Source organism: Streptomyces seoulensis (genome assembly GCF_004328625.1).
Taxonomy (GTDB): domain Bacteria; phylum Actinomycetota; class Actinomycetes; order Streptomycetales; family Streptomycetaceae; genus Streptomyces; species Streptomyces seoulensis.
Genome location: NZ_CP032229.1, coordinates 3902393 through 3925025, shown reverse-complemented (window position 1 = coordinate 3925025; position 22633 = coordinate 3902393). Strand labels below are relative to the sequence as shown.

General features: G+C 72.3%; 24 protein-coding genes. 13 read left to right on the top strand and 11 right to left on the bottom strand.

Annotation, left to right across the window (positions count from 1 at the left end; translation table 11 throughout):
• The first annotated feature begins 53 nt into the window (after window positions 1-53).
• From D0Z67_RS18395 to D0Z67_RS29935, 3 genes are all read left to right on the top strand, one after another.
• Window positions 54-548: a MarR family winged helix-turn-helix transcriptional regulator gene (locus tag D0Z67_RS18395; RefSeq protein WP_031180922.1), complete on the top strand. Its 495-nt coding sequence runs from the start codon at window positions 54-56 to the stop codon at window positions 546-548.
• 97 nt (window positions 549-645) lie between these two features.
• Window positions 646-1131: a sigma factor-like helix-turn-helix DNA-binding protein gene (locus D0Z67_RS29940; protein ID WP_031180921.1), complete on the top strand. Its 486-nt coding sequence runs from the start codon at window positions 646-648 to the stop codon at window positions 1129-1131.
• Window positions 1128-1376: a hypothetical protein gene (locus D0Z67_RS29935; RefSeq protein WP_031180920.1), complete on the top strand. Its 249-nt coding sequence runs from the start codon at window positions 1128-1130 to the stop codon at window positions 1374-1376. Before D0Z67_RS29940 ends, D0Z67_RS29935 begins: the two co-directional genes overlap by 4 nt.
• A 14-nt stretch (window positions 1377-1390) precedes the next feature.
• Here the strand turns inward: D0Z67_RS29935 and D0Z67_RS18380 are convergent, their stop codons facing one another.
• Window positions 1391-2548 carry a cystathionine gamma-synthase gene (locus D0Z67_RS18380; protein WP_031180919.1) on the bottom strand — a complete coding sequence of 386 codons (1158 nt, stop codon included), beginning with the start codon at window positions 2546-2548 and terminating at the stop codon, window positions 1391-1393.
• A gap of 129 nt (window positions 2549-2677) precedes the next feature.
• Between D0Z67_RS18380 and D0Z67_RS18375 the strand changes: the two genes are divergently transcribed.
• Window positions 2678-3796: a hypothetical protein gene (locus D0Z67_RS18375; RefSeq protein ID WP_031180918.1), complete on the top strand. Its 1119-nt coding sequence runs from the start codon at window positions 2678-2680 to the stop codon at window positions 3794-3796.
• Window positions 3797-3903: 107 nt separating this feature from the next.
• Window positions 3904-4569, top strand: a complete 666-nt coding sequence (gene msrA, locus D0Z67_RS18370) for a peptide-methionine (S)-S-oxide reductase MsrA (protein ID WP_031180917.1) — start codon at window positions 3904-3906, stop codon at window positions 4567-4569.
• A gap of 58 nt (window positions 4570-4627) precedes the next feature.
• Here msrA and D0Z67_RS18365 read toward each other — a convergent pair whose 3' ends face one another.
• Window positions 4628-5671 (bottom strand): NAD(P)-dependent alcohol dehydrogenase, encoded by a 1044-nt coding sequence (locus D0Z67_RS18365; protein ID WP_031180916.1) that lies wholly within the window; start codon window positions 5669-5671, stop codon window positions 4628-4630.
• Window positions 5672-5851: 180 nt separating this feature from the next.
• Between D0Z67_RS18365 and D0Z67_RS18360 the strand changes: the two genes are divergently transcribed.
• Complete coding sequence (locus tag D0Z67_RS18360; RefSeq protein ID WP_031180915.1) at window positions 5852-6739, top strand: helix-turn-helix domain-containing protein; 888 nt, start codon at window positions 5852-5854, stop codon at window positions 6737-6739.
• A gap of 64 nt (window positions 6740-6803) precedes the next feature.
• Here D0Z67_RS18360 and D0Z67_RS18355 read toward each other — a convergent pair whose 3' ends face one another.
• Both D0Z67_RS18355 and D0Z67_RS18350 read right to left on the bottom strand, forming a co-directional pair.
• Window positions 6804-8066, bottom strand: a complete 1263-nt coding sequence (locus D0Z67_RS18355; RefSeq protein WP_031180914.1) for a L,D-transpeptidase — start codon at window positions 8064-8066, stop codon at window positions 6804-6806.
• Window positions 8067-8290: 224 nt separating this feature from the next.
• Entirely contained in the window at window positions 8291-8650 is a 360-nt protein-coding gene (locus tag D0Z67_RS18350; protein WP_031180913.1) for a hypothetical protein, read from the bottom strand.
• A gap of 109 nt (window positions 8651-8759) precedes the next feature.
• On the opposite strand from D0Z67_RS18350, the gene D0Z67_RS18345 reads away from it, so the two are divergent.
• Window positions 8760-9110 carry a hypothetical protein gene (locus D0Z67_RS18345; RefSeq protein ID WP_031180912.1) on the top strand — a complete coding sequence of 117 codons (351 nt, stop codon included), beginning with the start codon at window positions 8760-8762 and terminating at the stop codon, window positions 9108-9110.
• A 61-nt stretch (window positions 9111-9171) separates the two neighbouring features.
• Here the strand turns inward: D0Z67_RS18345 and hutH are convergent, their stop codons facing one another.
• From hutH to D0Z67_RS18330, 3 genes are all read right to left on the bottom strand, one after another.
• Complete coding sequence (hutH, locus tag D0Z67_RS18340) at window positions 9172-10710, bottom strand: histidine ammonia-lyase (protein WP_031180911.1); 1539 nt, start codon at window positions 10708-10710, stop codon at window positions 9172-9174.
• A 64-nt stretch (window positions 10711-10774) separates the two neighbouring features.
• Entirely contained in the window at window positions 10775-11929 is a 1155-nt protein-coding gene (locus tag D0Z67_RS18335; protein WP_031180910.1) for a GGDEF domain-containing protein, read from the bottom strand.
• A 69-nt stretch (window positions 11930-11998) separates the two neighbouring features.
• Window positions 11999-12793, bottom strand: a complete 795-nt coding sequence (locus D0Z67_RS18330) for an enoyl-CoA hydratase/isomerase family protein (protein ID WP_031180909.1) — start codon at window positions 12791-12793, stop codon at window positions 11999-12001.
• A gap of 402 nt (window positions 12794-13195) precedes the next feature.
• Between D0Z67_RS18330 and D0Z67_RS18325 the strand changes: the two genes are divergently transcribed.
• A complete protein-coding gene (locus tag D0Z67_RS18325) occupies window positions 13196-13762 on the top strand; it encodes a hypothetical protein (protein WP_131589669.1) in 567 nt (188 codons plus the stop codon).
• A 7-nt stretch (window positions 13763-13769) separates the two neighbouring features.
• Here the strand turns inward: D0Z67_RS18325 and D0Z67_RS18320 are convergent, their stop codons facing one another.
• Both D0Z67_RS18320 and D0Z67_RS18315 read right to left on the bottom strand, forming a co-directional pair.
• The gene (locus D0Z67_RS18320; RefSeq protein WP_031180907.1) at window positions 13770-14894 is read right to left on the bottom strand and encodes an adenylate/guanylate cyclase domain-containing protein; all 1125 of its coding nucleotides are present in this window, start codon (window positions 14892-14894) and stop codon (window positions 13770-13772) included.
• 227 nt (window positions 14895-15121) lie between these two features.
• Window positions 15122-15982 (bottom strand): biotin--[acetyl-CoA-carboxylase] ligase, encoded by an 861-nt coding sequence (locus tag D0Z67_RS18315; RefSeq protein ID WP_031180906.1) that lies wholly within the window; start codon window positions 15980-15982, stop codon window positions 15122-15124.
• A 110-nt stretch (window positions 15983-16092) separates the two neighbouring features.
• On the opposite strand from D0Z67_RS18315, the gene D0Z67_RS18310 reads away from it, so the two are divergent.
• Together D0Z67_RS18310 and D0Z67_RS18305 are read left to right on the top strand one after the other, a co-directional pair.
• Window positions 16093-17694, top strand: coding sequence for an acyl-CoA carboxylase subunit beta (locus D0Z67_RS18310; RefSeq protein WP_031180905.1), 1602 nt, complete (start codon window positions 16093-16095; stop codon window positions 17692-17694).
• 22 nt (window positions 17695-17716) lie between these two features.
• A complete protein-coding gene (locus D0Z67_RS18305) occupies window positions 17717-17923 on the top strand; it encodes an acyl-CoA carboxylase subunit epsilon (protein ID WP_031180904.1) in 207 nt (68 codons plus the stop codon).
• Here the strand turns inward: D0Z67_RS18305 and D0Z67_RS18300 are convergent.
• Window positions 17920-18873: an IS481 family transposase gene (locus D0Z67_RS18300; RefSeq protein ID WP_131589668.1), complete on the bottom strand. Its 954-nt coding sequence runs from the start codon at window positions 18871-18873 to the stop codon at window positions 17920-17922. The genes D0Z67_RS18305 and D0Z67_RS18300 overlap by 4 nt on opposite strands.
• Before the next feature lie 173 nt (window positions 18874-19046).
• Here D0Z67_RS18300 and mmpB point away from each other — a divergent pair, with 173 nt between their 5' ends.
• Together mmpB and D0Z67_RS18295 are read left to right on the top strand one after the other, a co-directional pair.
• Window positions 19047-19175: a morphogenic membrane protein MmpB gene (gene mmpB / locus D0Z67_RS30420; RefSeq protein ID WP_267974112.1), complete on the top strand. Its 129-nt coding sequence runs from the start codon at window positions 19047-19049 to the stop codon at window positions 19173-19175.
• A gap of 39 nt (window positions 19176-19214) precedes the next feature.
• Window positions 19215-19829, top strand: a complete 615-nt coding sequence (locus D0Z67_RS18295; RefSeq protein ID WP_031180683.1) for a Maf family protein — start codon at window positions 19215-19217, stop codon at window positions 19827-19829.
• On the opposite strand, the gene D0Z67_RS18290 is transcribed toward D0Z67_RS18295, so the two are convergent.
• Window positions 19801-20331 carry a hypothetical protein gene (locus D0Z67_RS18290; RefSeq protein ID WP_234312710.1) on the bottom strand — a complete coding sequence of 177 codons (531 nt, stop codon included), beginning with the start codon at window positions 20329-20331 and terminating at the stop codon, window positions 19801-19803. The two genes, D0Z67_RS18295 and D0Z67_RS18290, sit on opposite strands and share 29 nt — an antisense overlap.
• Window positions 20332-20721: 390 nt before the next feature.
• Here D0Z67_RS18290 and D0Z67_RS18285 point away from each other — a divergent pair, with 390 nt between their 5' ends.
• Window positions 20722-22494, top strand: coding sequence for an acetyl/propionyl/methylcrotonyl-CoA carboxylase subunit alpha (locus D0Z67_RS18285; RefSeq protein WP_031180685.1), 1773 nt, complete (start codon window positions 20722-20724; stop codon window positions 22492-22494).
• Window positions 22495-22633 lie beyond the last annotated feature (139 nt).

The following is a 22633-nucleotide window of genomic DNA, read 5'->3' as shown; positions in this document are numbered from 1 at the left end:
ACCCAGCAGCCCCTTCATGAAGCGAGCCTCCGGCCATGCCCACAACACCTGATATGTCGATGGACATGACAACCGTCGGTGACAGCGGTCTGCTCGACACCCTCCAGCACGAGGTGGCCGTGTTCGCGCGCCGTGCCGAACAGACGCGGCTCGGCGGGGTCGGGCAGGTGCGCAACTCCATGGACCGCGCCGCCTACCTGCTGCTCAACCGCCTCGACAACGAGGGCCCGATGGGCGTCAAGGCGCTCGCCGCGAGCATGGGCATCGACTCCTCCACGGTCACCCGGCAGGTGGCCCCACTGGTGGACTCGGGCCTGGTCAAGCGCACCTCGCACCCCGAGGACGGGCGCGCGGTGGTGCTCCAGCTGTCCCCGCGCGGAGCCACCCGGCTGGCGGAAGTGCGGTCCTCGCGGCGCCAGTTGATGGCCGAGCTGACCGAGGAGTGGACCCCGGCCGAGCGCGAAAGCTTCTGCGATCTGCTCAGCCGGTTCAACACCGCGCTGTCCGCGCGCATGACGGTCCAGCCGCAGCCGCCCGCGGGCTCCTAGGGGGGTGGGTCCGGACTCTTGACCCCCGGGGCACTCCGGGCCTCATATGAGACCGGGTCCGGCGTGTCCGGGTCCCACGGCTTCCGGGGGAGGCGGGGTGCGCGATCGGCGGGGCGTGCGGGACGCTCGCAGGGCACAGGAGTTCGGAGGGTTCGTCGCGGGCGCGGCGGGCCGGCTGCTGCACACCGCCACGCTGCTCACGGCGGAGGCGCCGGACGCCAACCCGCGCGCGCGGCGCCTGCTGACCCGGGCGCTCGCCCACACCTACGCCCACTGGGACCACCCGCGCGGTGAGGACCCCTACGACCGCGCCCGAGGCCACCTGGCGACCCACTACGCGCACGAGGTCTGGCACCGCTCCCGCCCGCAGGGCCCGCTCGCCGCGCTGAGCCCGCGTGAACGGCTGGTGCTGGTGCTGCGCCTGTACGAGGGGCTGGCCGACGAGCAGACGGCGGCCCTGCTGGGCCTGCCCACCGACCGGGTGCGCGCCCTCTGCGACCGGGCGACGGCCCTCGTGCTGCATCCGCCGCCCCGGCCCGTCCCGCGCGCGGGCGGCCCACTCCTGCGGCGGCTCCAGCCGTGATCCGGCCCGAGCGCGAGGCCGCGGTACGGCGGCTGATGGAGGCGGTGCCGGTGGGCGTGCCGCCGGAGCTGCCCGGCGAGGCGGTGCGCCGGGGGGCCAGGCTGCTGCGGCTGCGGCGGGCCGGGCGGCGGCTGCTGTGGCTGGTGCTGTGCGCGGCGGCGGCCGCCTTCCTCACCTGGGCCGCGCTGACCAGGCCGTGGGCGGAGCCGCCGTCGCTGACGACCCCGCCCGTGTCCGGCTGGTAGGCCGGAGGGCGCGCCTACTTGTCGAGCGCCTGCTTGAGGTCCTCGACGAGGTCGTCCGCGTTCTCGATGCCGACGGAGAGACGGACCAGGTCGGAGGGGACCTCCAGCAGCGAACCTGCGACGGAGGCGTGCGTCATCCGGCCCGGGTGCTCGATGAGGGACTCGACACCGCCCAGGGACTCGCCGAGGGTGAAGATCTGGGTGCGGTCGCACACGGAGACCGCCGCCTCCTCGCCGTCCTTGACGCGGAACGAGATCATGCCGCCGAACGCCCGCATCTGCTTGGCCGCGACCTCGTGGCCGGGGTGCTCGGGCAGGCCCGGGTAGAGCACGCTGCTCACGCGCGGGTGCCGGGACAGCATGTCGGCGACCTTGGTGGCGTTCTCGCTGTGCCGGTCCATGCGCACCGCGAGGGTCTTGGTGCCGCGCAGCACCAGCCAGGAGTCGAACGGTCCGGCGACGCCGCCCATCGAGTTCTGGTGGAAGCCGATCTCCTCGCCCAGCTCCTCGTCGGCGACGATCAGCGCACCGCCGACCACGTCGGAGTGGCCGCCCATGTACTTGGTCAGCGAGTGCACGACGACGTCGGCGCCGAGCGCCAGCGGCTGCTGGAGGTAGGGGGTGGCGAAGGTGTTGTCCACGACCAGCTTCGCCCCGCCGGCGTGCGCGACCTGGGCCACGGCGGCGATGTCGGTGATGCCGAGCAGCGGGTTGGAGGGGGTCTCCACCCAGACGGCCTTGGTGCGCGGGGTCATCGCGGCGCGCACGGCCGCCGGGTCGCTGGTGTCGGCCACGGACCACTCGACGCCCCAGCGGGAGGCGACCTTGGCGAACAGCCGGAAGGTGCCGCCGTAGGCGTCGTTCGGGATGACCACGTGGTCGCCGGGGCTGAGCAGCGTACGCAGCAGGGTGTCCTCGGCGGCGAGGCCGGAGGCGAACGCGAAGCCGCGTCGGCCGCCCTCCAGCGCCGCGAGGTTCTCCTCCAGCGCCGCCCTGGTCGGGTTGGCGCTGCGGCTGTACTCGTAGCCGTTGCGCAGCCCGCCCACGCCGTCCTGCTTGTAGGTCGAGACCTGGTAGATGGGCGGGACGACCGCGCCGGTGAGGGGATCGGCGGTGTTGCCCGCGTGGATCGCCAGTGTCTCGAAGTGCTCGCTGATGTGCCTGTCGCTCATGTGAACCGAGCGTAGTGCGCTCGCGGGGATGATGGCGGACACCGGAGGGGAACTGGTGCCGGCCGGAGTTTTCCACAGGCCGGCGGGAGGGGTTGGCCAAGTGTCGGCGGGATCTGGTTCGCTTGACGCATGGCGACTCTCTGGCTGCTCCTGGCGCTGGCCCTGCTGGCCTTCGCGCTGCTCCCGCTGATCCGGCGCGGGCGCGGCGGGATCGAGCGTGTGCATCCGGGCCACCCGGACGCCGCCGACCCCGAGCGGTACGGCTTCCTGCGCCAGGAGGAGCTGGACGTGCGGATGCCGGGCCCGGACCAGGACCTGGTGGACGTGCTGGACCTGGTCGGCCGCACCGGTGAGTACCGCGCCGCCGCCCAGCTCCTCGCGGGTACGGAGGCCGACGGCGAGACGCGCTGGCAGCGGGTGCAGGCGTTCGCCGGGGCGGCCTCGCTGGAGCTGCGCGAGCGGCCGGGCGGGGTGCATCAGACGCCGGGCGGCCAGTGGCTGCGGGTGTGGCGGGCCGAGCAGCCGAAGGACGCGGGCGGCACGGCGGTGCACGCCGAGTTCCTCGCCCAGCAGGCGTGGCGCACCTCGGTGCCGGGCACGGACGACTTCCGGATCATCATGGAGGAGGCGCGGGACGCGTGCGAGCGGGCCGCGCTGGCCGCCCCCGGTGACCCGGTGCCACACCTCACGATGCTGTCCGTGGCGCGGGGCCTGGGCTGGTCCCGCCCGGAGTTCGACGAGCTGTGGGGGAAGATCCTGGGCGTCGCCCCGCACCACATGGGCGCCCACCTGGCCGCGCTGCACTACACCTGCGAGAAGTGGCACGGCTCGCGCGAGGAGGCGTACGCCTTCGCCGAGGCCGCCGCCGCCCGCGCGCCCCGGGGTTCGCTGCTGGCCGCGCTGCCGCTGTTCGCGGTCTTCGAGCACCTGCCCGAGGTGAACCTGGTCGCCGGCTTCTACCGCAGCGAGGTCGTGGTCAGGGCGATACACGGCGCGCTGCACGCGGTGCACTCCGCACGCCCCGACGACCCGATGCTCGCGCACGTACGGCATCTGCTGGTGTTCTTCCTGGTGCGGGCCGAGCGCTGGGCGGAAGCCATGGACCAGCTGGTGCACGTCGACGGCCACGTCGGCGCCCTGCCCTGGAGCCTCTCCGAGGACCCGGCCGAGACGTTCGCCGTCTACCGGGCCCTGGCGGTAGCGGGCTACGAGGCCAACGGCGGCAACCCAGCCACCCTGCCGGGCTGAACCCCGGGCCCCACCTGGGGTTGCAGTGTGCCGCGCCGGAATGCGGGGGGCGCCCCGGGCGTTGTCACGGGTACCCCGTCCGCACCGAGACCGACCAGGGAGACCCCATGCTGTTCGGCCGCACACCGCAGCTGCCCACCCCCGAGCAGGCGCTCGCGGGGCGGGACGTGCCCGCCTTCGAGGTCCCCGCCCGGCACACCGTCCTCGGCAACCCGCTCGACGGCCCTTACCCCGAGGGCCTGGAGGTCGCCGACTTCGGGCTGGGCTGCTTCTGGGGCGCGGAGCGCAAGTTCTGGCAGCTCCCCGCGGGGATCTACACCACGCTCGTGGGCTACCAGGGCGGCTACACCGAGAACCCCACCTATGAGGAGGCGTGCTCGGGCCTGACCGGCCACACCGAGGCGGTCCGCGTGGTCTACGACCCGAAGGTCATCTCCTACGAGCAGCTGCTCAAGACCTTCTGGGAGTCCCACGACCCGACGCAGGGCTTCCGCCAGGGCAACGACGTGGGTACGCAGTACCGTTCCGCGATCTACACCCACACCCCGGAGCAGGCGGCCGCCGCCGAGGCGTCGCGTGCCGCGTACCAGAAGGTGCTCACCGGCTCCGGGCACGGCACGATCACCACGGAGATCCTCCCCGCCGAGGGCCGGCCCTTCTACCCGGCCGAGCCCTACCACCAGCAGTACCTGGACAAGAACCCCGCCGGGTACTGCGGCATCGGCGGCACGGGCGTCTCCTGCCCGATCGGCGTCGCCCCCGCGCAGGGCTGAGCGCGGAAGAACGGGCCGCCCGGCTCCGGCCGGGCGGCCCTTCTTCATGCCTGGCGCGTCAGATCGTCGCCGCGTCGATCACGAACCGGTACCGCACGTCGCTCGCGGTCACGCGCTCGTACGCGTCGTTGATCTCGCCCGCGCCGATCAGCTCGATCTCGGCACCGACCCCGTGCTCCGCGCAGAAGTCGAGCATCTCCTGGGTCTCCGGGATGCCGCCGATGTTGGAGGTGGTGAGGTTGCGGCGGTTGCCGAAGATGGACTGGAGGGTGACCTGCACCGGCTCCTCCGGGAGGCCGACGTTGACCATGGCGCCGTCCAGGCGCAGCAGGGACATGTAGGCCGCGAAGTCCAGCGGGGCCGAGACGGTGTTCAGGATGACGTCGAAGGTGCCGGCCAGCTTCTCGAAGGTCTCCGGGTCGCTGGTGGCGTAGTAGTGGTCGGCGCCGAGCCGCAGGCCGTCGTCCTTCTTGCGCAGGGACTGCGAGAGGACGGTGACCTCCGCGCCCATCGCGTGCGCCAGCTTCACGCCGACGTGGCCGAGCCCGCCGAGGCCGACCACGGCGACCTTCTTGCCGGGGCCGACGCCCCAGTGCCTGAGCGGGGAGTACGTGGTGATGCCGGCGCACAGCAGCGGCGCGGCCACGTCCAGGCCCAGCCCGTCGGGGATGCGGACGACGAAGTCCTCGCCGACGACGATCTGCTCGGAGTAACCGCCGTAGGTGGGCTCGCCCTCCTTGTCCTTGTCGTTGTACGTGAGGACCGGGCCGCCGCCGGTGCAGTACGGCTCCAGTCCGGCCTTGCAGTTGTCGCACTCGCGGCAGGAGTCGACCATGCAGCCGACGCCCACCCGGTCGCCCACCGAGAACTTGGTGACCTCGGGGCCGACCTCGGTGACCACACCGGCGATCTCGTGGCCGGGGACCATCGGGAAGATGCCCTCGCTCCAGCCGTCGCGGGCCTGGTGGATGTCGGAGTGGCAGATCCCCGCGAACTTGATGTCGATCAGGACGTCGTGGTCGCCGACCGGCCGCCGCTCGATCGTGGTCCGCTCCAGGGGGGCCTTGGGGGCGGGCGCGGCGTACGCAGCAACAGTGGTCATGCCGGGATTCTCCTAAGCTTCGCCGTGGCCCGGCCACCTTCTCGACCGGGCACTCCCCCAGCGTGCCCCCTTCTTCCGCTCCCACCCAGGTCACGCCTTTGCGTACGACCGCTGTGCCTACCACTGCCGGGGACAGGCTGAGGGGCGTACGTCCCGTCGCCGCCCTCGATACTTGAGCACATGGACGAACAGCCCGAGGCGGCCGTGAGCCGTCCGCTGGACCGGCGGGCCGAGCTGAGCGAGTTCCTGCGCAGCCGCCGGGCCCGGCTCAAGCCGGAGGACGTGGGCCTGCCCGACTTCGGCCGGCGCCGCCGGGTGCCGGGGCTGCGCCGGGAGGAGCTGGCGCAGCTGGCCGGGGTGTCGGTGGCGTACTACACGCGGCTGGAGCAGGGCAACGGGCGGAACGTGTCGGCGGAGGTGCTGGACTCCATCGCCCGCGCCCTGCGCCTGACCGACGCCGAGCACGCGCACCTGACCCATCTGGCCAAGCCGGCCCCGCACAAGAAGCGCCCGCCGGCCCGCCGCCCCCAGGTGCGGACCGCACTCCAGCACCTGCTGGCCTCGATGGACGCGGTCCCGGCGTACATCACCGGGCGGCGCACCGAGATCCTGGCCTGGAACCGGATGGCGACCGCGCTGTTCGGCGACTGGGGCGGGCTCGCGCCGGAGGACCGCACCTGGGCCCGGCTGGTGTTCCTCTGCCCGGAGTACCGCGAGCTGTTCGTCGACTGGGAGCAGAAGGCGATCGACATCGTCTGCGGGCTGCGCATGGACGCCGGACGCTTCCCGGACGACGCCCGGCTGGCCGCGCTGGTCGGCGAACTCTCCGTCAAGAGCGAGGAGTTCCGCCGCCTGTGGGCCACCCACGACGTGAAGGAGCAGTTCTACGGCGTGAAGCGGCTGCGGCATCCGCTGGTCGGTGAACTCGCCCTCGGCTTCGAGGGGTTGCGGGTGACCGGCGACGCGGACCTCAACCTGATCGTCTACCACGCCGAACCGGACTCCGCCTCGGCCGAGTCCCTGCGCCTGCTGGCCAGCTGGGGCGCTGCCGCGGTACCGACGCTCTGAGACAGAAGTGCCGCCCCTCACCAGGAGGGGCGGCACGTGTGCGCTCAGGGGGTCCAGCGAGCGGTCAGACGGCCGAACCGGCCTTCCACTGCGCCCAGTCCATGTTCCAGCCGTTGAGGCCGTTGTCCGGGGCGACGGTCTTGTCACCGGTGTTCTTGATGACCACCACGTCACCGACGAGGGAGTGGTTGAACACCCAGGCGGCCGGGGTGTTCGGGTCCTTGGCGCCCTTGGTGTCGGAGAGGCCCACACAGCCGTGGCTGGTGTTCTCGTTGCCGAAGATGGACTTCGCGCCCCAGTAGTTGCCGTGCAGGAAGGTGCCGGAGCCGGTGAGGCGGATGGCGTGCGGCACGTCCTTGATGTCGTACTCGCCCTTGCCGTCGTCGTCGGTGAAGCCGACGGTCGCGCCGTTCATCCGGGTCTGCTCGAACTTCTCGGACATGACCATGGTGCCGGCGTAGGTCTTGTTCTCCGGGGAACCGGCGGAGATCGGTATCTGCTTGACGACCTTGCCGTCCTGCGTGACCTTCATCTGCTTGGTCCTGGCGTCGATGTAGGACACCTGGTTGCGGCCGACGTGGAAGGTGACCGTCTTCTGCTGGACGCCGTAGACGCCGTTGGCGCCCTCGACCCCGTCGAGCGCCAGCTTCAGCGTGACGGTGGAGTTGGCCTTCCAGTACGTCTCCGGGCGGAAGTCGATCCGGTTGGCGTTGAACCAGTGGCCGACAACCTCCTGACCGCTGGAGGAGGAGACGGTGATCCCCTTCTGCACGGCGGCCTTGTCGGTGATCGCCTTGTCGAAGTTGATCGACACGGGCATGCCCACCCCGACGGTGCTGCCGTTGTCCGGGGTGAAGTTGCCTATGAAGCTGTTGGACGGCGAGACCGTGGTGAAGGACGCGTTCTCGTGGGCCACCCGGCCGTCGGAGTCCTTGGCCTCGGCGGCGAGCTTGTAGGTGGTCGACCGCTCCAGCTGGGTGGTCGGCTTCCAGCTCAGCTTGTCGGCGGAGAGCGTGCCCTCGACCGGCTTGCCGTCCGCGCTGGTCATGCTCACGCCGGTCAGGGTGCCCTTGGCGACCTTGACCGCGGCCGAGTTGTTGATGGAGGCGTTGTTCGAGCCGTCCTTCGGCGTGATCGTGATCTGAGCCTCGGACGACTTCTGCGCAGCCGCCTCGTCGGCCTTCGCCTGCGAGCTCTCACCGCCGTCGGACGCACTGGCGTCACCGCCGCCGGAACAGCCCGTGAGCACGAGCACACCACCGAGCAGTGCGGACGCGACCGTCAGGCCCTTGCGCCGCTTACTGTCCGTCATCACACGCTTCTCCATCGTTGCCGAATCCGCCAGAACCCCGAGAATCCCCGTTGAACTCTCTCAACGTCACGGCCGCGCCTTCCCGTTCCCCGGAGCGGGGTTCTGTGGGGAACACCACGTCCCGTCCCGGGGACGGGCGGTGCGCGGGCCTCCGTGCGCCACTTGTGAGACGAGAAAACCCGGACGGCGGTTGCCGTCCGGGTCATCCGTGCCCCGAATCCCGCGGGCGAAGCCGCCGGCTACCGCTCGTTCCGGCCGTCCGCGTCGTCGGCCGGTTCGTCGTCGTCCTCATCATCCTCGCCGAGGTCCCACTCGGGCGAATCCGCGTCGTACTCGGTGTGCTCGCTGGACCATGAAGCCTGCGCGAGCTCCACCCCGGGCACCTCGCTGACCAGGTCGAACGGGTCGACGAGATAGGCCAGCGCCTCGGCGGTGTCTTCCGTCACAGCACCCTCGGCGTGCGCCCGCTCCGTGTCGGGAAGCTCCGGATCGGTGGCGATCCGGCGCAGCGCGGCCTTGGTCAGCTCGTCGTCGTCGGTCACTTCGAGGACCAGCTCCACTCGAAGGCGTACAAAACGTGATGTCTCTTCGGCGTCCATGCGGTGAGCCTAGAACCGAAACCTGTCGTGACTTTCCTGTGACCCGCGATTTTCACTAACATCGCTCCACACGGCCAATTCGCCAGCGTCACAAGGGGATCGATATTCCGTGGCATCCGCTCGCCGTCCGTTGCTGACCGCCACCGCCGCGGGCACGCTGCTGTGCGCCCTGTGGTTCGTCCCGTCCGCCAACGCCTCGCAGGACGGCCCCACGACGGGCGCCGGCACCGCCGGTACGGCGGTCTCCGGGCCGGCGGACTCCGGGAACCCGGACTCGGGGATCACCGAGCAGGTCACCACGGTGTCCGGTCTGGCCGGCCAGACCGCCTCCGATCCGACGCGGCTGGCGGACACGGGAAGCTTCGACACCACGCCGTACGTGGTCTCCGGCACCCTGTTCCTCGCCGTGGGCGCGGGCTTCGTGGTGTATTCGGTGCGCCGGGAGCGGCTGGAGATCTGAGAGCCGCACACACACAAAAAAAAGGGGCCCCACCCGCAGGTGAGGCCCCTTGGAGCGGTGGCTAGCGCAGCGGTCCGGTGACCGTCTCGGCGGCCGCCACGAGCCCGCCCCCGCGCACGAAGGCGTCGGCGGCGGCCAGGTCGGGCGCCAGGAACCGGTCCGGTCCCGGACCGCCCACCCCGGCGGCCCGCGCGGCCTCGATCACCGCACGCGAGGCGGGCGCGGGCTCCAGCCCCTCCCGCAGCTCGACGGCACGGGCGGCCGCGTACAGCTCGACCGCGATCACCCGCGTCAGGTTGTCCACGGCGGTCCGCAGCTTGCGCGCGGCCGACCAGCCCATGGAGACGTGGTCCTCCTGCATCGCGGAGGACGGGATGGAGTCGGCGGACGCCGGTACGGCGAGCCGCTTCAGCTCGCTGACCAGCGCGGCCTGCGTGTACTGGGCGATCATCAGGCCGGAGTCCACGCCCGCGTCGTCCGCGAGGAACGGCGGCAGGCCGTGGCTGCGGTTCTTGTCCAGCAGCCGGTCGGTGCGCCGCTCGGCGATGGAGCCGAGGTCGGCGACGGCGATGGCGAGGAAGTCCAGGACGTAGGCGACCGGCGCCCCGTGGAAGTTGCCGTTGGACTCCACCCGGCCGTCGGGCAGCACCACCGGGTTGTCGACGGCGGCGGCCAGCTCGCGCTCGGCGACCAGGCGGGCGTGCGCCAGGGTGTCGCGGCCGGCGCCGGCGACCTGCGGGGCGCAGCGGACCGAGTAGGCGTCCTGGACGCGGGGGGCGTCGTCCATGTGGTGCCCGGTGAGCTGGGAGCCCTTGAGCACCGCGAGCATGTTGGCGGCCGAGGCGGCCTGGCCGGGGTGCGGGCGGATGGCGTGCAGCTCGGGCGCGAGGACCTTGTCCGTGCCGAGCAGGCCCTCCAGGCTGAGGGCGGCGGTGATGTCGGCCGACTTGTAGAGGGAGTCGAGGTCCGCGAGGGCCATGACCAGCATGCCGAGCATGCCGTCGGTGCCGTTGAGGAGGGCCAGGCCCTCCTTCTCGCGCAGCTCGACCGGCTCGATACCGGCCTCGCGCAGCAGCTCACCGGCCGGGCGTACGGTCCCGTCGGGGCCCTCGGCGTCACCCTCGCCCATCAGGGCCAGCGCGCAGTGCGAGAGCGGGGCGAGGTCGCCGGAGCAGCCGAGGGAGCCGTACTCGTGCACGACCGGGGTGATCCCGGCGTTGAGCACGTCCGCCATGGTCTGCGCGACCTCGGGGCGTACGCCGGTGTGCCCGGAGCAGACCGTCTTCAGCCGCAGGAACATCAGCGCCCGGACGACCTCGCGCTCGACGCGCGGACCCATGCCGGCGGCGTGCGAGCGGACGATGTTGCGCTGGAGCTGCGCCCGCAGCTCGGGGCTGATGTGCCGGGTCGCAAGGGCGCCGAAGCCGGTGGAGACGCCGTAGACCGGATCGGGTTTGGCGGCCAGCGCGTCCACGATCTCGCGGGCCGCGGCGAGCGCGGCCACGGCCTCCTCCGACAGTTCCACGCGGGCCCCGCCGCGCGCGACGGCGAGGACGTCGTGCGCGGTGACGCCGGTGGTCCCCACCACCACAGAGTGCATATCCATATTCAGGAGCGTACGCATTGAATGCGGCGGTGTCACTAGTGGATCGGGTCCGCGCCCCTTACCGGTCCCGGGCGCGGCGGCCCCGGAAACGGCGGCGCTCGTTCTTCGCGGGCGGCGGCGTCTCGTCCGCCAGCCGGACCACCGGGTCGTCCGGGCCCTCCCGGCCGGCCACCACCGGCAGGTCGGCCCGCTCGGCCTTGGCCCGGTACTGCGCGGCGTCGGCCAGCCGGAACAGCCGTCGGGCGTCGTGCACCGGGCCGATGTCGTGCCCGGTGGACGCCACCCCGCAGGCCACCCCCTCCCCCAGCTCCAGCGCGCCCGCCCGGCGGCACAGCTCGACGGCCGCCCCGACCACGTCCTCGGCCGACGGGCCGAGCGCCAGCAGACAGAACTCGTCCCCGCCGAGCCGGGCCGCCAGCGCGCCCGGCAGCATCGCGCCGCACAGCGACAGCACCGACCCGAACCGCTCCAGCAGCCGGTCCCCGACCTCGTGCCCCTGGGTGTCGTTGACCTTCTTCAGCCCGTTCAGATCGCACACCACCAGGCTGACCACCGCCCCGTCCACCCGGTGCTGCGCCACCGCCTCGTCGAGCCGTACGTCCACCGCGCGGCGGTTGGCCAGCCCGGTGAGGGCGTCGGTGAAGGCGAGGCGGCGGACCTCCTCCAGCCGCTCGGTCTGCGCGAGCCCGGCCGCGACCACCGCCGCCAGTACGGTCGCGAAGTCGGCGTCGCCCCGGTCGAAGACCGGAGCCCCGGCCGCGCGGGCCACGTACAGCTCGCCCCAGGCCCGGCCGTGCAGCACCACGGGCGCGACCACGCAGCAGCCCCTGCCCCGGCGGCGCAGGGCGGCGACCCGCTGGTGGATGTAGCCGGGGGTGCCGGCGGCCGGGCCCTGGGCGGTCTCCACCCAGGCGTTGGGGCCGCCGCCCCCGGCCCAGCGCTCGTGCAGGAACTCGGTGATCTCCGGGAACTGGTGGACCGGGTACGCCTCCGCCTCCGGGAACTCCTGCTCGTCCTCGGCGCGCTTGCCGACGTTCACCAGGACCCGCAGGCGGCCGCGCTCGCGCTCCCACACCGAGAGCGCGGCGAAGTTCCCGGCCAGCGCCCGGCAGGCACCGAGCGCGGCCGCCCGCCAGGACTCCGGCGCGGTGTGCGCGGCCGCCATCCCCTGCGCCAGCCCCACCACGGCAGCGAGCCGATCATCCTCTCCCATCACCCCAGGTTAGGGACGAATGGGCACATCAGGGGCATCGGCGCGGGCGATCAGGTGGTCACCGAGGGCTCACTCGCCCGGCCACTCGGGGGTGCGCTTCTCATTGAAGGCGGCGACGCCCTCGGCGCGGTCGCCGGAGAAGGCGGTGGCCCGCCAGGCCGCGTCCTCGACCTCCAGGCCGGCCCGCAGGTCCAGACCCTGACCGAGCCGGAGGGCCCGCTTGGCGGAGCGCAGGCCGACCGGTGAGTTCCTGGCGATCCTCGCGGCCAGCGCGAGCGCCTCCTCGCGGTCCTGGCCGGCCTCGGTGAGCTGGTCGACCAGGCCGAGGGCGGCCGCCTCCGGGGCCTCCAGCCGGCGCGCGGTGAAGATCAGCTCGGCCGCGCGGGCCGCGCCGACCCGCCGGGGCAGCAGCTGCGTACCGCCACCACCGGGGATCACGCCCACGGAGACCTCGGGCAGTCCGACCACGGCCGTGGCGTCCGCCACGATCAGGTCGCAGGCCAGGGCCAGTTCGAAGCCGCCGCCCAGCGCGAAGCCGTGCACCGCCGCGATCACCGGCACCGGCAGCTCCAGCACACCGGTGTAGGCCCCGCGCGCGACCGGGCGCTGCCGGAGGAGGTCCGCGTCGCTGAACGAGTTCCGCTCCTTCAGGTCCGCGCCGACGCAGAACGCGCGTTCGCTGGAGGACGTCAGTACGACCACCCGGGCGTCCCGGTCCGCACCCAGTGCCGTGCAGGCCGCCGCGAGCGAACGGGCCATCTCCGTCGACACGGCGTTCATGGCCTTCGGCCGGTCCAGCACCAGTTCGGCCACGTGCCCGTGCCTCCGCACCAGCACGAACTCCCCGTACCGCTCCTCGCCCATGACGCCCTCCGGTTAACGCGGGTTAACTGACTGTGCCGCCGATCATCCCAGCAGACCGGCCCTCCGGAAAAGCCCCGCCCCCACCCGTTCGGGTGACCCCCCTGCCGACTCCGCCCCCACCACCCACATGAGCGCCTAACGTCCCCCACGGCTGACGCGCCCGGCGCGCGCCGGGAAGGAGCGGAGCGCATGCCACGGAAGACCCAGCCCCCGCCGCCCTTCTCTGCGGAATCGGTTCCCCTGGTGTCACCGGCACGGATTCCCACCGACCCGACAGCGACCCCGGGGATGTCGTTCCGGGTGCGTACGGGGGTGGGCCGGCCGCAGGCGCCGGATACGGGGGTGAAGGGTGCCAGGACCATCAGTCGGGCACGGCAGCAGATGGGGCCGACGCCCGCTCAGGTGGCGCCCGCTCCCGCCGCCGACCGGCCGGAGAAGACCATGGCCCCGGCCGCCCTCCGGCACGGTCGGCACAGGCGGGGTCGAATCCGGGTCGTACTGCTTCTCGGGCTGGCGGCCGCCCTCGCCCTGGGCGTACTGAGTCTCGTGCGGGTCGCCCCCGATTCCGGGCCCGGTACCGCCGAGGCCGAATCCCGGCATCCGTCCACGCTCACCGCCGAGCCCTCGGCCGGGGTCTCCGCGACCGTCGTCGCCACCCCGTCGGCCTCCAGGGCACCGGCGTCCGCCGCGCCCTCCACGCGGGCCACGCCCAGCAGCATCGGCAGCAACCCCGGCAGTCCCAACAGCACGGGCGCCGAGACGAGCCCCGCGCCACCCGCCGCGCGCCCCACCGAGACCCCGCGAGCCGAAGCACAGCGGATCCCCGCCGCGTCCGAAGCCCCCGTCCCCACCGCACCGGCGCCCGCACCGACACCGACCCCCGCGCCGACAGCGAGCGCGACGACACCCCCGCCGGACGGCAAGGGCCTCTGCGTACCCGTACTCGGCGTGTGTCTGAAACTCCGGTAGGAGTGCCTCAGCCCGTCTCGCCGCGGCGGGCCAGCAGCCACGGCTCGACCATGCCCAGGCCGCGTACCGAGCGCTGCCACATGGGCTGGAGGGCGAAGCGGTAGTCGGGCGGGGTCTCGCCCTCCTTCTCGGCCGTCGCGGCGGCCTGGGCCGCTTCGGCCTCCGAGACGGGGGCCACGCCCGTGCGGACGAGCTCCTCGGCGAAGGCGCTGTCGACGAGGACGGCGTCACGGGGAGCGATCGAGGTCAGCCGGGAGGCGAGGTTCACGGTGGTGCCGAAGACGTCGCCCATGCGCGTGGTGACCGTGCCGAAGGCCATGCCGACCCGCAGCTCGGGCATCGTCTCGTCGTTGGAGAGCGTCTCGACCAGACGGAGGGCGATGTCGGCGGCGGTGGCCGCGTCGTCGGCGACGTAGAGGACCTCGTCGCCCAGGGTCTTGATGAGCCGGCCGCCGCGCGCGGCCACGAGGTCGGCGGCGGTGGTCTCGAACGCCTCGACCAGCTCGCCCAGTTCCTCCTCCTCCATCCGCCGGGTGAGCCGGGTGAAGCCCACCAGGTCGGCGAAGGCGACGGCGAGCCGGCGGTCGACCATCTCCGCGTCGTCCACGTTCTGCACCACCCGCCCGGCGGACGCGGCGAGCTGGCGGCGCCAGACGTAGACGAGGAACTCCTCCAGCTCGGGCAGGAGCAGCTCGATGATCGGGTAGGTGACCTCGGTGCGGGTCATGCCCGGCTCGGGGGGCTCGGTCAGGCCCTCCAGGAAGGAATCGATCTGCCATTCGGCCAACCGGGCGGTGGTCTGCCCGGTGGAACGGGCCACCTGCACCGCCATGGCCTCGCTGAGCAGCCCCGCCTCGACCAGACCGGCGAGCCGCCGCAGCGCGAGCACGTCGGCCTCGGTGAGCGCCTTCGCCTGGCCTATGTCGGCGAAGCCCATCGCCCGCCAGAAACGGGACGCCAGCTCCATGGAGACACCGGCGCTGCGGGCGGCCTGGAAGGGGGTGTAGCGGCGCTCGGCGCCGAGGATGAGCTGTTCGAGGCGGAGGGCGAGCGGGTCGTCGCCGGGGTCGGGGGCATCGGGGTCCACCCGGCCCTCCGCGCCCGCGCCGGAGCCCGTGTCGTCGACGCTCACGCCTGCTGCCCTTCCGATCTGCCGCGGTCAGGTCCGACCGGCCTCAACTCTACGGCAGGTGTGCGCCAGCTCACTCCGCCGGGAGCACCCACCCGGACGCACCCTTCACCCCCCGGAAGCACCGCCCGGCGCGCACAGCGCACGGCCGTGGCGCGGGCCGGTGTCCCCACGCCCCTCTGCCCACTTTCCCCGCCCGGGAACGCCTGTTTTGCCGATCCTGTCCGCGCCTAGGCGGGGCGCAGGTGCACGATGTCCCCCGCCCCCACGGCCTCCCGCGTCCCCTCCGCCGTGGCGATGACCAGTCGTCCGTCGCCGTCGATCGCGACCGCCTCGCCGACGAGCGCGCGGTCGCCGGGCAGCTCGGCGCGGACCTGGCGGCCGAGGGTGGCGCAGCCGGCCGCGTAGGTCTCCTGGAGGGTGCTGGTGACGGGGTCGCCGTCGGCCGAGCGCCAGCGGTCGTACCAGGTGTCCAGGGAGCGGAGCACCGAGCGGAGCAGGGTGTCGCGGTCGGTGGAGACCGCGTCGGCCAGTGCCAGCGAGCCCGCCTGCGGGACGGGGAGTTCGTCGGCGCGCAGGGTGACGTTGAGGCCGACGCCGACGACCACGCCGTCCTCCCCGGCGCGCTCGGCCAGGATGCCGCCCGCCTTGCGCTCCTCGCCGCCGACGGTGACCAGCAGGTCGTTGGGCCACTTCAGGGCGGTGTCGACCCCGGCCGCGCGGGACAGACCGGTGGCCACGGCGACGCCGGTGAGCAGCGGGAGCCAGCCCCAGCGCTCCAGCGGGACCCCGGCGGGGCGCAGCAGGACGGAGAAGAACAGGCCCGAGCGCGGCGGGGCCGTCCAGCGCCGGTCCAGCCGTCCGCGCCCGGCCGTCTGCTCCTCGGCGACCAGCACCGCGCCCTCGTCCGCCGCACCGGAGGCCGCGCGGGCGACGAGGTCGGAGTTGGTGGAGCCGGTGCGCTGGACGACGTCCACCGAGGTCCACAGCCCGCCCTCGTGGAGGAGCCCGCGGCGCAGCGCGGTCGCGTTGAGCGGCGGACGGTCCAGGTCGGACCAGCGGCTGGGGCCTGAGGCATTGTGCGGCGTCATGCAAGTAACCCTAGGTGTGGGAAAGACCGCACTCCCGAGGGACGGGCCCCGCACTACGCTACGGATGAGTAATCGTCCCCCCTTTTGAGCAGGCAGGGAGCCGCATCCCGATGTCCGAGCCGGAAGAGCGTCACGACACCGACATCCACACGACCGCCGGGAAGCTCGCGGATCTCCAGCGGCGCATCCACGAGGCGACGCACGCCGGTTCGGAACGCGCGGTGGAGAAGCAGCACGCCAAGGGCAAACTGACGGCCCGTGAACGCATCGAACTCCTCCTGGACGAGGATTCGTTCGTCGAGCTGGACGAATTCGCCCGGCACCGTTCCACCAACTTCGGCCTGGAGTCGAACCGCCCGTACGGCGACGGTGTCGTCACCGGGTACGGCACGGTGGACGGCCGCCCGGTGGCCGTCTTCTCCCAGGACTTCACCGTCTTCGGCGGCGCCCTCGGCGAGGTGTACGGCCAGAAGATCGTCAAGGTCATGGACTTCGCGCTGAAGACCGGCTGCCCGGTCATCGGCATCAACGACTCCGGCGGCGCGCGCATCCAGGAGGGTGTCGCCTCGCTGGGCGCGTACGGCGAGATCTTCCGCCGCAACACCCACGCCTCCGGGGTGATCCCGCAGATCAGCCTGGTCGTCGGCCCGTGCGCGGGCGGCGCGGTGTACTCCCCGGCGATCACCGACTTCACGGTGATGGTCGACCAGACCTCGCACATGTTCATCACCGGCCCCGACGTGATCAAGACGGTCACCGGTGAGGACGTCGGCTTCGAGGAGCTGGGCGGCGCCCGCACCCACAACACCAACTCCGGTGTGGCCCACCACATGGCGGGCGACGAGAAGGACGCGATCGAGTACGTCAAGCAGCTGCTGTCGTACCTGCCGTCCAACAACCTCAGCGAGGCCCCGGTCTACCCGGAGGAGGCGGACCTCGGCCTGAGCGACGAGGACCGCGAGCTGGACGTCCTCGTGCCGGACAGCGCCAACCAGCCGTACGACATGCACACCGTGCTCGAACACGTCCTGGACGACGGGGAGTTCTTCGAGACGCAGGCCCTGTTCGCGCCGAACATCCTCACCGGGTTCGGCCGGGTCGAGGGGCACCCGGTGGGGCTGGTCGCCAACCAGCCGATGCAGTTCGCGGGGTGCCTGGACATCAAGGCGTCCGAGAAGGCCGCCCGGTTCGTGCGCACCTGCGACGCGTTCAACATCCCGGTGCTGACCTTCGTGGACGTGCCCGGCTTCCTGCCCGGCGTGGACCAGGAGCTGGACGGCATCATCCGGCGCGGCGCCAAGCTGATCTACGCCTACGCCGAGGCCACCGTCCCGCTGATCACCGTCATCACCCGCAAGGCGTTCGGCGGCGCGTACGACGTGATGGGCTCCAAGCACCTGGGCGCCGACCTCAACCTGGCGTGGCCGACCGCGCAGATCGCGGTGATGGGCGCGCAGGGCGCGGTCAACATCCTGCACCGTCGCACCATCGCCGAGGCGGAGGGCGCGGGCACGGGTGAGGAGACGCGGGCGCGGCTGGTCCGGGAGTACGAGGACGCGCTGCTCAACCCGTACGTGGCGGCCGAGCGCGGCTACGTGGACGCGGTGATCATGCCGTCGGACACCCGCGCGCACATCGTCCGGGGGCTGCGTCAGCTGCGTACCAAGCGGGAATCCCTCCCTCCGAAGAAGCACGGCAACATCCCCCTGTAGGACAGCGCCGACGGGAGCCGTCATGAACATCAAGGTCGTACGAGGCAACCCGACCCCGGAGGAGCTGGCCGCCGCCCTGGCGGTGGTCCGCGCCCGCGCCGTGGCGGCGGCCGAGCCGTCGTCCGGCGCGAAGGGGCCGCGCGACGCGTGGTCGGACCCGGCCCGCATCGCCACCCGGCGCCTGCCCCAGCCGGGGCCGGCGTCCTGGTCCCGGACCTACTGGCCCTAGGTGTATTGACCCGCAGCGTTGTTGACGCGGCTGATCGGTGGGTGGCCTCCGAGTGCGGTGTGGCAGCGGTGGTGGTTGTAGGTGTGGAGGAAGTCTGCCAGGGCGTCGGTGCGTTCGGTGTTGGTGGTGTAGGGCCGCTGGTAGGCCCATTCGTCGAGCAGGGTGCGGTTGAAGCGTTCGACCTTGCCGTTGGTCTGCGGCCGGTAGGGGCGAGTCAGCTTGCCGGCCGCACCGATCTCGGTGAGCACCTTTTTCCAGGCCAGGCCCTTGCGGTAGGCCCAGGCGTTGTCGGTCAGGACCCGCTCGATCCGGTCGATGCCCTGGGCGTGGAAGAAGGCGGCCGCGCGGGTCAGGAAGCCCGCGCAGGTCGCGACTTTCTCGTCGGGGTGGATCTCGCTGTAGGCCAGGCGGGAGTGGTCGTCGACGGCGGAGTGGACGTAGTCGAAGCCCATGCCGCGGATCGGGCGGCCGGCCTCGCGGCCGTTGGTCTTGTGGCCGCCGCCGTCGGGGATCCGGCCCAGCTTCTTCACGTCCACGTGGATCAGCTCGCCCGGCCGGTCACGCTCGTAACGGCGGATCACGGTGCCGGTCGGCCGGTCGATCCAGGCCAGCCGGTTGAGGCGGTGGCGGGTCAGGATCCGGTGCACGGTCGAGGCGGGAAGGCCCACGATCGGGCCGATCCGGGCCGGGCCCAGCTTGCGGCTCTGCCGCAGGTCGCAGACGCGGTCTTCCACCGCGGACGCGGTCCGGTGCGGCGTCGTGCGAGGTCGGCTGGAGCGGTCCTGCAGTCCCGCCTCACCCTCGGTCCGCCACCGGCGGATCCACTTATGGGCGGTGGCACGGGAGATACCCATCTCGGCGGCCACATGAGCGACCGGACGGCCTGAGCGGACACGCTCGACCAGCAGCCTCCTACCGAAGACGGTCAGCCGGGCATTACGGTGGGGCACGAAGACCTCCGTGCGGTGAGTTCCTAGACAGCTCCCACCACACCGGAGGTCTTCGCCATGTTCAAGACCCCAGCCGTGTCAACAACGCTCATGATCAATACACCTAGGTCGTGTCCGGAACCTGAGTACGGGTACTCAGGCGCGCGGGCCGGGCCGCGCCGCACGCTGGAGCCATGCTGTGGTCAGACCCGGAGAACGAGCCGCCCGAGGAACTCCGCCGGATGGAGGAGAAGCTCAGGCGGCTCGGCCTCTTCATGGCCCTGGCCATGGTGCTGGCGATGATCGTCATCGGGCTGAGGTGAGGGCTCGGGCGAGGCGGGGTCCGGCGCTAGGCTGATCGCATGACAGACCAGCGCCGCCGCCTCGTTCTCGCCTCCCAGTCCCCCGCCCGGCTGGGTCTGCTGCGGCAGGCCGGGCTGGCGCCCGAGGTGATCGTCAGCGGCTTCGACGAGGACGCCGTCACCGCCCCCACCCCCGCCGAACTGGCCCTCGCCCTCGCCGAGGCCAAGGCGTCCGTGGTGGCCGCCCGGCCCGAGGTGCAGGGCGCGCTGGTGATCGGCTGCGACTCGGTGCTGGAGCTGGACGGGCAGGCGCTCGGCAAGCCCGCCGACGCCGAGGAAGCCACCGCCCGCTGGAAGGCGATGCGCGGCCGCGCCGGGGTCCTCCAGACCGGGCACTGCGTCTGGGACACCGCCGCCAAGCGGTACGTCTCCGCGACCGCCTCCACCGTGGTCCGCTTCGGCGAGCCCACGGACGAGGAGGTCGCCCGCTACGTCGCCTCCGGCGAGCCCCTCCACGTCGCCGGGGCCTTCACCCTGGACGGCCGCTCGGCGCCCTTCATCGAGGGCATCGAGGGCGACCACGGCAACGTGATCGGCATCAGCCTCCCCCTGGTCCGCAAGCTGCTCGGCGAACTGGGTGTCGGGATCACGGAGTTGTGGGCGCCGTCCGAGTGATGTTCCGGGTGTCGGCCGTACGGCCCTGAGGGTCACCCGTAGGGGTGGACGTGGGCTCCGGTTCGGGGGCGGCCTCCGGGGCGCCTCCGGCACCGGGCGTGCCCGCCGGGCGGGCGCCCGTGTCGCGCGGACGGTCGTACGTCACCAGCAGCAGCACCAGCAGCGCGAGGACCACCATCATCGCCAGGAACGCGCCGGTGCCCACCAGGCCCCAGGCGACCGCTCCCAGCAGGCCGTTCACCACGGCGGCGCTGATCAGCAGGACCCGGCCTAGGCCGGCCGGGGCGCGGTCGCGCACCGCGACCAGCAGGGCCACCAGGGCGCAGAAGGCGAAGTAGAGCCCGAAGACCACGGCTCCCACCTTCGAGGACGTCGCCATCACATCGGGGTCGAGGCCGGCCAGGGACATCCGCTGGTTGCCCACCACCACGCCGAGCAGCCAGTTCACCGCCGCGACGCCGACCGCCTCGGCCAGCAGGACGACCGTCACGATCCAAGCCACCGGTCTGCGCACCACCGGCCCCACCCCACCTTCGCCGCCGCCCCCGCGCGGATCGCCTGTTACCGGCAGTACGCCGGTCCAGCGCGAACGCTACTCATGGGTACGACAGGGGACAAGACCTCGGCCGGCGGCAAAGAATCATTGGGCCATTCGTAGGGACTCCACAAAGAAACCGCGTGGCCCGCAGCACGCTCTCACAGAGACCTTGACCACATGGCGGGGCTAGGGTTTTCCGGTGGAGTCCTGCGTACCGAGGTGCGACAAGGGCTTTCGCGGGTCGAGCGGGCCTCGCATCACGCTCCGTGTGGGCAAGCTCACCATTGGGGACGGGTCGATGTGCCGTGTCGGCTGTCCCTAAACTCGGCTTGTTTCAAGGAGGGAGCCTCAATCGTGCGCAAGGTGCTCATCGCCAACCGTGGCGAAATCGCTGTCCGTGTGGCGCGGGCCTGCCGGGACGCAGGCATCGCGAGCGTGGCCGTGTACGCCGACCCGGACCGGGACGCTCTGCACGTCCGGGCCGCGGATGAGGCGTTCGCTCTGGGCGGTGACACCCCGGCCACCAGCTACCTGGACATCGACAAGGTCCTGAACGCCGCGCGGGAGTCCGGCGCGGACGCCATCCACCCCGGCTACGGCTTCCTCTCGGAGAACGCCGAGTTCGCCCAGGCCGTGCTGGACGCGGGACTGACCTGGATCGGCCCGCCGCCGCAGGCGATCCGGGACCTCGGTGACAAGGTCGCCGCCCGGCACATCGCGCAGCGCGCGGGTGCCCCGCTGGTCGCCGGTACGCCGGACCCGGTCTCGGGCGCGGACGAGGTCGTCGACTTCGCCAAGGAGCACGGCCTACCGATCGCGATCAAGGCCGCCTTCGGCGGTGGCGGTCGCGGTCTGAAGGTCGCCCGCACCCTGGAAGAGGTGCCGGAGCTGTACGACTCGGCGGTGCGCGAGGCCGTCGCCGCCTTCGGCCGGGGCGAGTGCTTCGTGGAGCGCTACCTCGACCGTCCGCGGCACGTGGAGACCCAGTGCCTGGCCGACAAGCACGGCAACGTGGTCGTCGTCTCCACCCGTGACTGCTCGCTCCAGCGCCGCCACCAGAAGCTGGTGGAGGAGGCCCCGGCGCCGTTCCTCTCCGAGGCCCAGGTCGAGGAGCTGTACCGGGCGTCCAAGGCCATCCTCAAGGAGGCCCGCTACGAGGGCGCCGGAACCTGTGAGTTCCTGGTCGGCCAGGACGGCACGATCTCCTTCCTGGAGGTCAACACCCGCCTCCAGGTCGAGCACCCCGTGACCGAGGAGGTCGCCGGGATCGACCTGGTCCGCGAGATGTTCCGCATCGCCGACGGCGAGGAGCTGGGCTACGGCGATCCCGAGCTGCGCGGGCACTCCTTCGAGTTCCGCATCAACGGCGAGGACCCGGGCCGGGGCTTCCTGCCCGCCCCCGGTACGGTCACCCGCTTCGACCCCCCGGCCGGCCCCGGTGTCCGCCTGGACGCGGGCGTGGAGTCCGGCTCGGTCATCGGCCCGGCGTGGGACTCCCTGCTGGCCAAGCTGGTCGTGACCGGCCGCACCCGCAAGGAGGCGCTGGAGCGCGCCGCGCGGGCGCTGGACGAGTTCCAGGTCGAGGGCATGGCCACGGCCATCCCGTTCCACCGCGTGGTGGTCCGGGACGCGGCCTTCGCGCCGGAGCTGACCGGCTCCAAGGACCCCTTCACGGTCCACACCCGCTGGATCGAGACCGAGTTCGTCAACGAGATCAAGCCCTTCACCGCCCCCGCCGACGCGGACGCGGACGAGGAGCTGGGCCGTGAGACGGTCGTGGTCGAGGTCGGCGGCAAGCGCCTGGAGGTCTCCCTCCCCTCGTCGCTCGGCATGTCCCTGGCCCGTACCGGTCTCGCGGCGGGCGCCAAGCCCAAGCGCCGCGCGGCCAAGAAGTCCGGCCCCGTGGCCTCCGGCGACACCCTCGCCTCCCCGATGCAGGGCACCATCGTCAAGGTGGCCGTCGAAGAGGGCCAGACCGTCCAGGAAGGCGACCTCATCGTCGTCCTGGAAGCCATGAAGATGGAACAGCCCCTCAACGCCCACCGAGCCGGCACGGTGAAGGGACTCCTCGCCGAAATCGGCGCCTCCATCACCTCGGGCGCCCCGATCTGCGAGATCAAGGACTGACACGACGTCATCACCCCGATGCCCGGCGACCGCACACGGTCCGCCGGGCATCGGCCTTTGTCCGGCCGTCCTCGGAGCGCACGCTCGGCACGGCACGGCCCAGGAGCGGCCGAAGGAACGGTTCACCCGGGAACGGGTG

What these genes read in the sequence shown, in the direction of transcription:
- hutH (WP_031180911.1), bottom strand. Translation starts at nt 10,710, where the DNA reads ATGCACTCTGTGGTGGTGGGGACCACCGGCGTCACCGCGCACGACGTC.
- D0Z67_RS18395 (WP_031180922.1), top strand. Translation starts at nt 54, where the DNA reads ATGTCGATGGACATGACAACCGTCGGTGACAGCGGTCTGCTCGACACC.
- D0Z67_RS18315 (WP_031180906.1), bottom strand. Translation starts at nt 15,982, where the DNA reads ATGACGCCGCACAATGCCTCAGGCCCCAGCCGCTGGTCCGACCTGGAC.
- msrA (WP_031180917.1), top strand. Translation starts at nt 3,904, where the DNA reads ATGCTGTTCGGCCGCACACCGCAGCTGCCCACCCCCGAGCAGGCGCTC.
- D0Z67_RS18365 (WP_031180916.1), bottom strand. Translation starts at nt 5,671, where the DNA reads ATGACCACTGTTGCTGCGTACGCCGCGCCCGCCCCCAAGGCCCCCCTG.
- D0Z67_RS18305 (WP_031180904.1), top strand. Translation starts at nt 17,717, where the DNA reads ATGAACATCAAGGTCGTACGAGGCAACCCGACCCCGGAGGAGCTGGCC.
- D0Z67_RS18330 (WP_031180909.1), bottom strand. Translation starts at nt 12,793, where the DNA reads ATGGGCGAGGAGCGGTACGGGGAGTTCGTGCTGGTGCGGAGGCACGGG.
- mmpB (WP_267974112.1), top strand. Translation starts at nt 19,047, where the DNA reads ATGCTGTGGTCAGACCCGGAGAACGAGCCGCCCGAGGAACTCCGCCGG.
- D0Z67_RS18350 (WP_031180913.1), bottom strand. Translation starts at nt 8,650, where the DNA reads ATGGACGCCGAAGAGACATCACGTTTTGTACGCCTTCGAGTGGAGCTG.
- D0Z67_RS18355 (WP_031180914.1), bottom strand. Translation starts at nt 8,066, where the DNA reads ATGGAGAAGCGTGTGATGACGGACAGTAAGCGGCGCAAGGGCCTGACG.
- D0Z67_RS18360 (WP_031180915.1), top strand. Translation starts at nt 5,852, where the DNA reads ATGGACGAACAGCCCGAGGCGGCCGTGAGCCGTCCGCTGGACCGGCGG.
- D0Z67_RS18375 (WP_031180918.1), top strand. Translation starts at nt 2,678, where the DNA reads ATGGCGACTCTCTGGCTGCTCCTGGCGCTGGCCCTGCTGGCCTTCGCG.
- D0Z67_RS18310 (WP_031180905.1), top strand. Translation starts at nt 16,093, where the DNA reads ATGTCCGAGCCGGAAGAGCGTCACGACACCGACATCCACACGACCGCC.
- D0Z67_RS18295 (WP_031180683.1), top strand. Translation starts at nt 19,215, where the DNA reads ATGACAGACCAGCGCCGCCGCCTCGTTCTCGCCTCCCAGTCCCCCGCC.
- D0Z67_RS18335 (WP_031180910.1), bottom strand. Translation starts at nt 11,929, where the DNA reads ATGGGAGAGGATGATCGGCTCGCTGCCGTGGTGGGGCTGGCGCAGGGG.
- D0Z67_RS18380 (WP_031180919.1), bottom strand. Translation starts at nt 2,548, where the DNA reads ATGAGCGACAGGCACATCAGCGAGCACTTCGAGACACTGGCGATCCAC.